The sequence below is a fragment of the Streptomyces sp. NBC_00988 genome (assembly GCF_045162645.1).
Classification (GTDB): Bacteria; Actinomycetota; Actinomycetes; order Streptomycetales; family Streptomycetaceae; genus Streptomyces.
Genome location: NZ_CP108730.1, coordinates 11,914,515 through 11,926,848 on the forward strand (window position 1 = coordinate 11,914,515; position 12,334 = coordinate 11,926,848).

Consider the following 12,334-nt stretch of genomic DNA (forward strand, 5'->3'; position numbering starts at 1 on the left):
ACCATTCCCGTCCGAAGTGTGAGTAGACCTGTCTGTCTAGTCGTGCATCAGATTAGACAGACAGGTCTACTCAGGTCAAGCGGGAGAGGTGAGCGGCGCTCGGGGCGCGCTCACGGGCTCGCGGCTCACGGCGGACTTCGGAGCGGTAGGGGACACCGCCGTTGTGACCGCGGCACTGCGCACCGGAGCCGACCCGGAGCGGGCCGACAGCGAAGGCACCACGCCTCTCCGGCGACAGTCGCCCTCCTCACGGCAGCGGGCGCAAGTGGGAGCCGATAGGGGCTAGTTGGGGTTGCGGACGACGATCGAGACGTACTGGGTGAGCTGGCGGGACGAAGTCGAGGTCCCGCAACTGGCCCACAGGGTGGGCCTGTTGATCACGGGGCTGGTCGGGATCCTGACCTTGGCCTCGAAGGAGCCGGTGGGGAGTGCGTCGACCGAGGAGAGCTGGTGTGTCCCGGCGGCCGCGGCGGTCGCCTGGGGGTGACCCGGTGATTTCTTCTGTTCCTCCGTCGAGGGACTCAGCTTCGCACCGCGATCCCAGCGGATCCCGAGGGTCACCGCCTTCCCGGGCGCGCAGCCCGTGCCCGTGAGCGTGACGGTGCCGCCCGGCACGGTCTCGGCCGGTGAGGCGAGCAGGGGCTCGGCGGGGCCGGTGGGTGTGGGCGGGCGGGTGTGGGACGCCGTCGGGCCGGGGGCACTGGTTCCGGATTGTTCCCGGGCGACCAGGGGGAAGACCGCCAGCACCGCGGCGGCTACGGCCGTGACGGTCGCGACCTCGCGCACGGTGCGGCGGCGCCGGGCGCGATGCCGTAGGTCCGCGAGGGGTGGCCGCCGTGCGGACCGGGTGCCTTCCTCGACGAGTTGCCGTAGACCGTGTTCAGGGTCGGCCATGGTGGGACAGAGCTCCTTCCGGGTCGGCGGCGAGGTGGCGGGCGAGGTTCGCGCGGGCGCGGGCGAGCCTGCCGCGCACGGTGCTCACCGGCAGGCCCAGTTGCTCGGCGACCTGCTCGACCGGCAGATCCAGTACGTCGTGCAGCAACAGGACAGGGCGCTGGTTCACCGGTACCCGCCGCAGGATCTCGGCGATCTCGACCGTCTGCGGGGTGAGTTGGGGCAGCGGGCGCTGCGCACCCAGGCGCAGCAGCGCCGCGGCGCGTCGGCGCAACCGCCGGATCTCGCTGACCGCGAGGTTGATCGCCACCCGGCGCACCCACAGTTCCGGCACGTCGTAGGCCTGGATCCGGGGCCAGCGGTCCAGGGCCCGGATGAACGCCTCCTGCACGACGTCCTCGGCCTGTTCGAGACTGCCGGTGACCGAGAACAGCTGACCGACCAGCCGCGCGTACGCCGACTCGTAGAACTCCTCGAAGTCCGTCACGCCGGTCCGCCGTCCTCGGGCACCGCCACTGTCACGCTCCACTCAGTCCGTGCCCACCGGTGCCGGCGCCACGCGCTTCTCGGCGGGAGTCAGCGCCAGCCAGGCCAGCTGCGCGGCGGTGGCCCTGCCCTGCGCCTTCAACTCCCCGACCAGCTTGTCGGCTTCGGCGACCTGGGCCCCGGTCGGGCCGGCGGGCGTCCTCTTGATCTCCATCTGGATCTTCAGGAGCTGTCGGTTCTCCTCGGAGGACTGGTTCTTGGTCTGGGTCTTGGTCCTGTCGTCGGAGGTCGCCTTCTGTCGCGCGGCATCCTTGGCCACCGTCTGCGTGTGCTCGACGGTCCGCGCTGCGGTTCCGTGGCCGGACGAGGCCGGTGCCGTCGTGGCCAACACGGCGCACAGGCCCGCGGCGGCGGCGCCGACAGCGGCGAATCCCAACGTGCGGTGCTGCATTGTCCATCCTCACGTTCGTCGTGGAGGGAAGGTCCGAGAGGCTGACCCGTCGGGGCGGGCCCGACCGCCGTCCCACCACCCCCACGCCCCGGACCATCACGCGAGGCACATCGCGCGGGCCTTCGTCATCGAACCGTGACCCAGCCGCCCTGAATGCCGGATACTCGTGATCGGCGGGGCACGTGGGTGTTGTGCCGACAGGAGGTGCGCGGGCGCATGGAGAAACCTCGGCGCGTCCTGGGCGGGCGGATCCCCACCTGGTTGCGCGACCACGATCCGGGACTCGTGGCGACCCGGCGGGCCGCGCGCACCGCGCTGGTGATGCCCGCCCTGTTCGCCCTGTGCAGTCAGGTGCTGGATTCCGCGACGATGGCGACCTACGCGGCGTTCGGTTCGTTCTCGATGCTCCTGCTGGTGGAGTTCACCGGCCCCATGGTGCAGCGCCTGCGCGCCCACGTGGGGCTGGCCGTGGCCTGGGCGGTACTCATCTGCCTCGGCACACTGGTGGCCCGCACGACCTGGCTCGCGATCACCGCCATGGTCGTGGTGGGCTTCCTGATCCTCTTCTCCGGCGTGGTCAGCTCCGTCCTCGCGGGCGCGACGACCGCACTGCTGCTGGCCTTCATCCTCCCGGTGACCTCGCCCGCCCCGCTGTCACAGCTCCCCGACCGGCTCGCCGGAGCGGGCTTCGCGGCGGCGGCCGCCATGCTCGCGATCTCCTTGCTGTGGCCCCGGCCCGCCGCGGACCCGCTCAGCGCACCCGCCGCCCGGGTCTGCCGCGCGGCCGCGGCGCAACTGCGTACCGACGCCTCCTGGCTGGCCGGCGGCCCGGACGCGCCCACCGTCCGGCAGTGCGAGGTCACGGCCGGCCAGGCCGCCGCAGCGGCGGCGGACCTGCGCACCGCCTTCGACGCCACGCTCTACCGGCCCACAGGCCTGTCCGCCGGCTCCCGCGCCCTGGTCCGGCTCGTCGACGAACTGACCTGGCTGAGCGCCATCGTGGCCGACAGCGGACCCCCGGGCGAGGATCCCCGGGCCTGCGACGCCGACGCCCACGCCGTACGGCGTGCGGCGGCCACGGCCCTGGACGAGGCCGCCGACATCCTCGACGCCCCGCGCGACGCTCCCGACGCACTCCGCGCCGCCCTGGCGAACCTGCGTACCGCCATGGACGGCATGGAAGCGCGTGCCACCCACCGACTGCCCGTGCACCGGCCGAAACCCGGCACGGAGTCGGAGGTCCGCGCCTTCATCGCCACCCTCGACCTGTCCTTCCGCGCCCAGGAACTGGGGTTCGCCACCCTCCAGATCGCCGGAAACGTGGACCTGGCCGCGGCCGCCGAGCGCCGCAGCTGGCCCGAGCGGCTGCTGGGCACGGAACCCGGCGCACTGACCCAGCCGCTGGCCTCCGCCGTCGAGCGCGCCGCCGCACACCTGGAGCCGCGCTCGGTCTGGCTGCACAACAGTCTCCGGGGCGCGCTCGGCCTCGGCATCGCCGTGGCCCTGGCGAACGTGACGGGTGTCCAGCACTCGTTCTGGATCCTGCTGGGGACCCTGTCGGTGCTGCGTTCCAACGCGCTCAACACCGGCCAGAACGCGCTCCGCGCCCTGGGCGGCACGCTGGTCGGTTCGCTCATCGGGACCGGACTGCTCCAGCTCATCGGGCACCACAGCACCGTGCTCTGGTTCCTCCTCCCCGTCGCCGTACTCATCGCCGGCATCGCACCCGCCGCCATCTCGTTCGCGGCCGGCCAGGCGGCCTTCACCGTCACCCTCGTCATCCTGTTCAACATCGGCCAGGACCCCGACTGGCACATCGTGCTGCTGCGGATCGAGGACATCGCCCTCGGATGCGGGGTGAGCGTCCTGGTGGGCCTGTTCTTCTGGCCGCGTGGCGCCGCGGCCGCCGTCGACCGCGCACTGTCGGCGGCGTACACCGAAAGCGCCCGCTACCTGGCCGACACGGTCGAGTACGCGGCGAGTCGCTGCAGCATCGGCTGCATCCCGACCGATGCCCCGGTGGAGGCCGGACGGCAGGCGGCCGCCGCGGCCCGCCGGCTCGACGACGCCTTCCGCAGCTACCTCGCCGAACGCGGCGCCAAGCCGGTGCGCCTGTCCGACATGACCACCCTGGTCACCGGGGTCGTAGGACTGCGCCTCGCCTCGGACGCGGTACTGGAGCTGTGGCAGCGCAACGGCGGTGAGGAACGGATCGAACCCGATCGCTCCGAGGCCCGGCTCACGCTGCTCGACACGGTCGGCCGGCTGGCCGACTGGTACCGGGACCTGGCCGCGGGACTCGGCCGGCACACCGCCGTACCCGCTCCGCTGCCCCGCGACCCCGACGAGGAGGCACGCCTGGTCCACTCCCTGCGCCGCGATCTCCGCGGCGACGACGGGCACGCCACGGCGACGGCGGTCCGCATCATCTGGACCGCCGACCACCTCAACGCGGCCCGCCGCCTCCAGCCCAGCCTGGCGGCCGCGGCGAAGCCGAGCGAACCGGCACGTGAGACGAGGGCCGATCCACCTCACCCCGGGTAGGGAACGGCCTCGCGCGCCGATCGCAGCGCGATCGCCCACCAGGCCAGCTGGTCGAGCACTGTCCGGGCGTAGGCGGCGGACCCGGGATCGAGCGGACGACCGTCCTGCCACGACGTGAAGTAGTTCGGAAAGGCGAGACCGTCGCGAACCGTCACCGCGTGCAGTTCGGTCAGCACGTTCTCCAGGTGCAGCACCGCGTGCCGGCCACCCGCGGCACCGCCGTAGCTGACGAAGGCGACCGGCTTGGCCGCCCACTGCGTGAAGTGCCAGTCGATGGCCGCCTTCAGCGACGCGGGATAGCTGTGGTTGTACTCCGGCGTGACCACGACGAACGCGTCGGCGTTCGTCAGAGCCGAGGTCAGCGCAGCCATCCCGGCCGGGCGGGGGTAGTCGTCACGGGCGTGCTTCGGTGATGCCGCGGGCAGCGCCAACGGGACGTCGATCTCGGCCAGATCGACGACTTCCACCTTGAATACACCGTGCAGACCGGCCTGTTGGGCCACCCACGAGGCAACGACCGGGCCGAACCGTCCTTCACGCACACTTCCGACGATGATCACCAGCTGAGGTCTGTTCTCCATGCCCGCCACGATCGGACGCCGCCGCGCTCCCAGCCAGACCGTGTTCAGGCTGGCCCCCGCAGGGCCATTCCGAGCACTCCGCGACGAGCGGGCAGCGCCGTAAACTCGCGCTATGGGTTCGCCGTTGGGGGATTTCATCCGGACCAAGCGAGACAGCATTCAGCCCCAGTCGCTGGGATTGCCCGATCGCGGCCGCCGCCGGTCACCGGGTCTACGGCGCTCGGATCTCGCCGCGCGGGCCGGCATCAGCGTCGAGTACCTGACCCGCATCGAACAGGGCCGCGACCGCAATCCCTCGGTGGCGGTGGTGCACGCCCTTGCCGACGCGCTCGGCCTCAACTCGTCGGAGCGCGACCATCTCCGCCACCTCACGAAGATCACCGGCGGCGAATGCTCCGCCCACCTTCACCCCGGGCCGCCGCCCCGCGAGGTCCGTCCGTCCATCCTGCGGACGCTCCGTCTCCTCGAACCCGGAACCGCCCTGGTCACCAACCGACTTGGGGATGTCCTCGCCCACACCAGCGGCTACGAGTCGCTGGTACGCGGGACCGGACTGCTCGACACCGACACACCGAACCTCACGCGCTACGTCTTCACCGACCCCCGCGCACGGACGTTCTTCACGGACTGGGACGACGTCGCGGACGAGCAGGCCTTCGACCTGTGGCTCGGACCGACCGTGGGGAACTCCGAGTGGTTCACCACGGAACTCGCGTCCGTCGCCGGCCCCGACTTCACGCGCCGCCTGAACCGGCATGTGGTTCCGCGACGCGGGACCCTCCGCGTCGCCCACCCGTCCGGGTGCGCACTCCACCTGCTCCGTGAGACGCTCGAACTCCCCACGGACGCACAGCAGTTGGTCGTGCTGCTGCCCGCGGACGACAGCACGGCGCAGGCCCTCGACGAACTCCGTCGCCGGTCGCACGGTCGGCTCCGGGCCATCTCCTGACACACTCGGACCCCGGTGGACGGGCTTGTGGTGCCGCTTCGCCGCAGGGCGGTCGCGCGCCCTGTACCAGGTGACATGGCTGATCCGACCCGGCCGGGGTAGCCGGGACAGTGAACAGTTCGATGCTCGTCGGACCAGAGGAGAGGAGCGTCATGTCGGGCGTAATGGAGCGCATCAAGCAGTTCGCCAAGAGCCCCCAGGGGCGACGCACGGCGGACCAAGTACGCCGAGCCGCCGCCGATCCGCGCCGCCGGGCCCAGGCCCAGCGCCTGCTGGCCAAGCTTCGTGGTCGCCGCTGAGAACACCCGCCCCACACCGGTGGGTTCCACGGGGGACCGGGCTGAGCGGCGGCACGCTACCGAGGGAGGACTGATCGCTGTGGAAGGTTCGTCGCTCCGGGCAGTGGGCTGGGCCCGCACACTGCCGTTGGACAGCGAGGTGAAATCGGCCCGGGACTGGGCGCGCAAGCATCTGGAGGCGCTCGACTGGACCACCACCGCTCCGGAAACGGTGGACGCCGTACTGCTCACCGTCTCCGAACTGGTCACCAACGCGCACCGGCACGCCCACAGCAGCGCCCAGTTGGTGATGACGTGCGACGACCACTGCCTGCACGTCTCCGTCCACGACAAGTCCAGCGACCTGCCCACTCCGCGCGAGGCGAGCACGGAGCGCCTCGGCGGACGCGGAATGCTCCTCGTGGACGCGGTGGCCGACACCTGGGAGTCGCACTCCTGCCCCCACGGCAAGTCCGTCAGCGCGTGTTTCCATGTCCCCGACGCGTCCGCGCCATCGCGGGACCGTTGACCCGACGCACGTCCACAGCAACGGCCCGAAAGGCTCCAGGGGTTCACGATGAAGCGGTACGTCCTCACCGGTGCGCCCGGCGCCGGGAAGACAACGATCCTCCGTCGACTGCGAGAACGCGGCTTCGACATCGTCGAAGAGGCGGCGACCGCGGTCATCGCGGACGGGCAAGCCGCAGGGGAGGCCGAGCCCTGGACCCGGGCCGACTTCGTCGAGCAGGTCGCCGCCCTCCAGCGCCGACGGCAGATGACGTCCGCGACGGGAGACACGACCACGCAGGTCTACGACAGGTCTCCGATCTGCACACACGCCCTCAGCGTCTACCTCGGACGACCCGTCCCCGAGACGCTCTCCGCCGAGATCGACAGGATCACCCGCGAGCGGGTCTACGAACGGCACGTCTTCTTCGTCCGCACCATCGGATTCTGTGAACCGACCGCCGCACGCCGGATCAGCTACCAGGAGTCCCTGGAGTTCGAGCGGATCCACGAACAGAGCTATCGGCGGTTCGGCTACGACCTCGTGGAGGTGCCGGCCGGTGACATCGCCGATCGGGTGGCGTCGATCGCGGAGACCATGGCGCGGCTCTCGGTGTGATGACCCCGCCGACCCGGGGCGCATTGACATTGGGGTCGATGCCTCGGAAACTCGATCACATGACCGAGGTCCTGCTGCTCACCAAGGAGCGCTGCGTCGACCTCGTCCGCGTGTCCAGCGCCCTGTGTTGATCCTCTGATCCACGGCTCGCAGATCCACAGATCCACGCCGCGTTCCCCTCCTCCCGGCCGACCTCGGCCGCGGTTCGACGGACGCCCCCTGCACTCACCGACCCGGGCACCCCTCGGTCCGCCGTCGGTCACGCTGCGATCGGAAGCACGATGAGCCCGGAATTCCTGTGGTACATCCCCAACACCGTCGAGCCGGGCCACCGCGGCGACGACACGACGGACGGCTGGGGCTCCATCGAGTACTCCACCGACCTCGCGCGCACCGCCGAGCGGCACGGCTGGGGCGGCGCGCTCCTGGGCACCGGGTGGGGACGTCCCGACACCTTCACCGTCGCCACCGCGCTCGCCGCCCGGACCACCACCTTCAAGCCCCTGATCGCGATTCGTCCCGGCTACTGGCAGCCGGCCCACTTCGCCGCCGCGGCGGCGACCCTGGACCAGCTCAGCCGCGGCCGGGTCCTCGTCAACATCGTCAGCGGCCTCGACAACCTGGCCGCCTACGGCGACACCCGCAGCGATCCGGCCCAACGGTACGCGCGCACCCAGGAGTTCCTGCATCTCGTACGACGACTGTGGACCGAGGAGGACGTGACGTTCGCCGGTGACCACTTCCAGGTGAGCGGCTCCACGGTCGCGCCCCGCCCCTGGACGACGGCCGGCAGAGCACATCCGACGCTCTACTTCGGCGGCGCGTCCGAGGCCGCCGAGCGGGTGTCGGCGGCCGAGGCGGACGTGCAGCTCTTCTGGGGCGAACCCCTCGCCGGACTCGCCGAACGCGTCGACCGGCTCAGGGCGTTGAGCGACCAGGTCGGCCGTCGGCACCGGCCACTCGAATTCGGCCTGCGGATCACCACCGTGGTGCGCGACACCACGGAGGAGGCGTGGCGGGCGGCGCAGGAGAGGGTCGCGCGCATGGCGGCCGGCCCAGGTGACGAGCTGACCTGGACGGGGAACCGGAAGGCGGCCGTCGGACAGCAGCGGCTCTACGACCTCGCCGCCCGGGGCGAGGTGCTCGACACCTGCCTCTACACCACACCGGGCAGGTTCGGCGGCGGGGGAGCGGCGACGACCTGGCTGGTCGGCTCCGCCGCCGCCGTGGCCACGGCGCTGGACAACTACCGCAAGCTCGGCATCACCCACTTCGTCCTCTCCGACACGCCCTACAAACAGGAGATCATCCGCGTCGGAGACCAACTCCTGCCCCGGCTGCGCTGATCCGCGTGCTGTCGAACGCCGTCCTCGTCGTCATCGGCGGACTCCCCGGCACCGGGAAGACCACGCTGTCCCGACTCCTGGCCGCACGCATCGGGGCGGTACACCTGCGCGTCGACACCATCGAGCAGGCCCTCGTCCGCTCTGGCCTGGCGCGGCATCCCGTCGGGCCGGCCGGCTACGTCGTCGGGTACGCCCTGGCCGAGGAACACCTCCGGCAGGGTCTCACCGTGATCGCGGAGTCGGTCAATCCGCTGGCCGTCACCCGCGACAGCTGGCGCGACGTGGGGGCCCGGGCGGGCGTTCCGGTCGTGGAGGTCGAAGTGATCTGCTCGGATCCGGCCGAGCATCGGCAGCGGGTGACATCCCGGTCGGTCGACATTCCCGATCTGCCGCTTCCGGACTGGCAGCAGGTCCGCCGGCGGGACTAAGAACCCTGGAACCGTGACCACATCACCCTCGACACCGCCGGGGACCGACCGCGGGAATCGCTCAACTCCCTTCTCCACCACCTCGATCGACTCCAGCTCCTGCCGCGGCGGTGAGTGCTTTCCCCTCGCACCGGTGCGAGGCCCGGGGGCGTCTTGACGCCGGAAGAACAGTCGATCTACGGTGAGCGCGAGCTACGAGTTCCGGTGATCAAGCCCTGGCTGGCCGGACGGCAACCCTCGACGCAGTGGGGTGCCCCAGGTGACGGCTCGGCGGATGTTCCTGTTCTGCAAGTGCGTTCCCACCGGCCTCAGTTGCCGGCGACACCCCTAGGAGGACGACGTGGCAACCGGCCTCGTGCTGTGCTCCCGGCGTCATGTGGATCTGCTGCTGGTCTCCAGCTGTCTCTGTCACAGCTGACCCGTTCCTCGCGCGGCACCTCCACCCTCACCCTTCACGCGACAGCGCGCGCCCGGCATGTCCTGCCGCCGCACCCCTTTCGCGCACCCACCCATGCGGAGACAGAGACCAGCCATGGCACACTCCAGCACCCACAGACCTCTTCGGCCCCTCGGCGCCCTGTCCCTCGGCACGGCCTTCCTGGTCGCCCTCACCGGCTGCACCAGCAGCAGGACCACCGCTGCTTCCGGCGGTCCGACGATCACCGTCGGCACCACCGACCAGGTGACCAGCCTCGACCCGGCGGGCGCCTGGGACGCGGGCTCCGGCACCATCGAGAGCGAGGTCTACGCGACCCTCCTCAGCGTGAGGAACGGCGCCACCGAGGTCTCCCCGGACCTCGCCACCGGCATCGAACTGACGGGTCCCAAGCAATACACGGTGACGCTCAGGAAGGGCCTGAAGTTCGCGAACGGTCACCAACTCACCTCCTCCGACGTCAAGTTCAGCTTCGACCGGACCCTGAAGATCGCCGACGAGAACGGCCCCTCGTCGCTCCTGTACAACCTCGCCTCGGTCGCCGCCCCGTCACCGACCACGGTCGTCTTCACCCTCAAGTCCGCCAACGACACTCTGTTCCCCCAGGTGTTGTCCACCGCGGCCGGCTACGTCGTCGACGAACAGACCTTCCCCGCGGACAAGATCCTCGACGACAAGGCCATCGTCACGGCCAAGCCCTGGAACGGCCCGTACGGCGTCACTGACTACGACAAGAACTCGCTCGTCTCCTTCACCGAAAACAGCGCCTACGGCGGCCAGTTGGGCACCCCGAAGACCAAGAACATCCAGCTCAAGTACTACACCGACGCCAGCAACCTGAAGCTCGACGTCCAGCAGGGCACCGTCGACGCCGTCTACCGCACCCTCACCACCGCCGACCTCGACGACCTGGCCAAGAAGAAGGACATCAAGGTCCACACCGGCTCCGGCAACGGCATCCGTTACATCGTCTTCGACCTCCAGACCCAGCCCTACGGCACCAAGACCAAGGACGCCGACAAGACCAAGGCGCTGGCCGTCCGCCAGGCCGTCGCCGACTCCGTCGACCGGGCCCAACTCGCCCAGCAGGTCTACAAGAACAGCTACCAGCCGCTGTACAGCTCGGTGCCCGACGGACTCACCGGCGCCACCGACTCCTTCAAGTCGCTCTACGGCGACAAGAAGGGCGGCCCCGACAAGACAGTGGCCGCCGCACGGCTGAAGGCGGCGAAGGTGACCACTCCCGTCACCCTCAACCTCCAGTACAACAGCGACCATTACGGCTCGTCCTCGGCCGACGAGTACGCGCTCGTCAAGACCCAGCTCGAAGCGACGGGGCTGTTCAAGGTGAACCTCCAGTCCACCGAGTGGACCCAGTACGGCAAGGACCGCGTCAAGCACCTCTACCCGCTCTACCAACTCGGCTGGTACGCCGACTACTTGGACGCCGACAACTACCTCTCGCCCTTCTACTCGGCCAACAGCTGGGTCGCCAACGGCTACGACGACCCCGCCGTACGGTCGCTGATCCAGAAGGAGGAGACCGAGACCGACGCGGCCAAGCGCGCCGAACTCCTCAAGCAGGCCCAGGACAAGGCCGCCGCGCAGGTGCCGCTGCTGCCGCTGCTCCAGGGGTCCACCGCGATCGTCACCCGCACCGATGTCGGCGGTGTGCCGGACGCGCTGACCAGCGCGTACACCTTCCGCTGGGCAGGACTGTCGACGAAGTGAGCGCCCTGACCCAGGAGACGACCCCCGGCGTCGTCGGCAGCCCCGCCGACGGCGCTGGCGGGTACGGACTCGCCCGCTACCTGCTGGTCCGCTTCCTCCTCATCCTCCCCACCGTGTTCATCCTGGTCAGCCTGGTCTTCTTCCTGATGCGCGCCACCGGCGACCCGATCAGCGCCGCCTTCGGCGACCGGCTCACCCCGGACCAGCTCCACGCGAAGCTCCACCAGGCGGGCTACGACCGGCCGTTGCTCACCCAGTACCTGGACTACCTGAAGTCCCTGGCGACCGGCGACTTCGGCCGCACCGTCACCGACAACGAACCGGTCACCCACGTCCTGGGCACCTACGGCGCCGCCACCGTCGAACTCGCCTGCTACGCCCTCCTCGTGGCCCTCGCCGTCGGCGTACCCCTGGGCATGGTCGCGGCCTCGTACCGGGACCGCGCGCCCGACGCGGCACTGCGCCTGTTCGCCGTCCTCACCTACGCCACCCCCGTGTTCTTCGTGGGCCTGCTGCTGAAGCTGGTCTTCGCCATCCAGCTCGGCTGGCTGCCCGCGTCCGGCCGGGCGAGCACCGATGTCCAGCTCTTCCTGCAGAACCAGACCAGCACGACCGGCTTCTACCTCCTCGACGCCGTCCGCAGCGGCGACGGCGCGGCCGTCACCGACGTGCTCAAGCACGCCGTACTGCCCGGCCTGGCGCTGGGTCTGCTCGTCGCCGGCATCCTGCTGCGGCTGGTCCGCACGAACCTGATCGGCACCCTCGGCGCCGACTACGTCGAGGCCGCCCGCTCCCGAGGCGTCGCACCCTTCCGCCTGGTCACCCGGCACGCCACCCGGCCCGCGCTGATCCCCGTCGTCACCGTCCTGGGACTCCAGGTCGCCGGGCTGCTCGGCGGAGCGGTGCTGACGGAGACCACCTTCGAGTGGAAGGGCCTCGGCTACGAACTCGCCCACTATCTGACGGTCCGTGACTTCCCGGCGGTACAGGGCATCGTGGCCCTGTTCGCCGTCGTCGTGGCGGTGACGAACTTCCTCGTCGACGTGGTCGCGGCCCTCATCGATCCCCGAGTGAGGAACTGAGC

The 12,334-nt window shown here is 70.5% G+C and carries 12 protein-coding genes, 1 pseudogene and 1 riboswitch; of the genes and pseudogenes, 9 read left to right on the plus strand and 4 right to left on the minus strand.

Annotated elements, in window-relative coordinates:
* Positions 1-282: 282 nt before the first annotated feature.
* The 3 genes from OG496_RS53635 to OG496_RS53645 are packed head-to-tail and all read right to left on the minus strand — an operon-like array spanning position 283 to position 1,831.
* Complete coding sequence (locus tag OG496_RS53635) at positions 283-894, minus strand: hypothetical protein (RefSeq protein ID WP_405976268.1); 612 nt, start codon at positions 892-894, stop codon at positions 283-285.
* Positions 881-1,381, minus strand: coding sequence for a sigma-70 family RNA polymerase sigma factor (locus OG496_RS53640; RefSeq protein WP_405976269.1), 501 nt, complete (start codon positions 1,379-1,381; stop codon positions 881-883). Before OG496_RS53640 ends, OG496_RS53635 begins: the two co-directional genes overlap by 14 nt.
* Before the next feature lie 42 nt (positions 1,382-1,423).
* A complete protein-coding gene (locus OG496_RS53645) occupies positions 1,424-1,831 on the minus strand; it encodes a hypothetical protein (protein WP_405976270.1) in 408 nt (135 codons plus the stop codon).
* 216 nt (positions 1,832-2,047) lie between these two features.
* On the opposite strand from OG496_RS53645, the gene OG496_RS53650 reads away from it, so the two are divergent.
* Positions 2,048-4,375, plus strand: coding sequence for an FUSC family protein (locus tag OG496_RS53650; RefSeq protein ID WP_405976271.1), 2,328 nt, complete (start codon positions 2,048-2,050; stop codon positions 4,373-4,375).
* On the opposite strand, the gene OG496_RS53655 is transcribed toward OG496_RS53650, so the two are convergent.
* Positions 4,363-4,956, minus strand: a complete 594-nt coding sequence (locus OG496_RS53655) for an NADPH-dependent FMN reductase (protein WP_405976272.1) — start codon at positions 4,954-4,956, stop codon at positions 4,363-4,365. The two genes, OG496_RS53650 and OG496_RS53655, sit on opposite strands and share 13 nt — an antisense overlap.
* A gap of 112 nt (positions 4,957-5,068) precedes the next feature.
* Between OG496_RS53655 and OG496_RS53660 the strand changes: the two genes are divergently transcribed.
* The 8 genes and pseudogenes from OG496_RS53660 (at position 5,069) to OG496_RS53695 (ending at position 12,332) form a co-directional block, all read left to right on the plus strand.
* Positions 5,069-5,905, plus strand: coding sequence for a helix-turn-helix domain-containing protein (locus tag OG496_RS53660; RefSeq protein ID WP_405976273.1), 837 nt, complete (start codon positions 5,069-5,071; stop codon positions 5,903-5,905).
* A 152-nt stretch (positions 5,906-6,057) separates the two neighbouring features.
* Positions 6,058-6,204, plus strand: a complete 147-nt coding sequence (locus OG496_RS53665; protein ID WP_366495711.1) for a hypothetical protein — start codon at positions 6,058-6,060, stop codon at positions 6,202-6,204.
* Between the two features lie 79 nt (positions 6,205-6,283).
* A complete protein-coding gene (locus OG496_RS53670; RefSeq protein WP_405976274.1) occupies positions 6,284-6,712 on the plus strand; it encodes an ATP-binding protein in 429 nt (142 codons plus the stop codon).
* 48 nt (positions 6,713-6,760) lie between these two features.
* Positions 6,761-7,309 (plus strand): AAA family ATPase, encoded by a 549-nt coding sequence (locus OG496_RS53675; protein ID WP_405976275.1) that lies wholly within the window; start codon positions 6,761-6,763, stop codon positions 7,307-7,309.
* Positions 7,310-7,590: 281 nt separating this feature from the next.
* Positions 7,591-8,655 (plus strand): LLM class flavin-dependent oxidoreductase, encoded by a 1,065-nt coding sequence (locus OG496_RS53680; RefSeq protein WP_405976276.1) that lies wholly within the window; start codon positions 7,591-7,593, stop codon positions 8,653-8,655.
* A 5-nt stretch (positions 8,656-8,660) separates the two neighbouring features.
* Positions 8,661-9,197: pseudogene (locus OG496_RS53685) on the plus strand (AAA family ATPase).
* Positions 9,198-9,273: 76 nt separating this feature from the next.
* Positions 9,274-9,383: riboswitch (SAM riboswitch) on the plus strand.
* Positions 9,384-9,615: 232 nt separating this feature from the next.
* Positions 9,616-11,250: an ABC transporter substrate-binding protein gene (locus OG496_RS53690; protein WP_405976277.1), complete on the plus strand. Its 1,635-nt coding sequence runs from the start codon at positions 9,616-9,618 to the stop codon at positions 11,248-11,250.
* Positions 11,247-12,332: an ABC transporter permease gene (locus OG496_RS53695; RefSeq protein WP_405976278.1), complete on the plus strand. Its 1,086-nt coding sequence runs from the start codon at positions 11,247-11,249 to the stop codon at positions 12,330-12,332. The genes OG496_RS53690 and OG496_RS53695 overlap by 4 nt, the downstream gene beginning before the upstream one ends.
* Positions 12,333-12,334 lie beyond the last annotated feature (2 nt).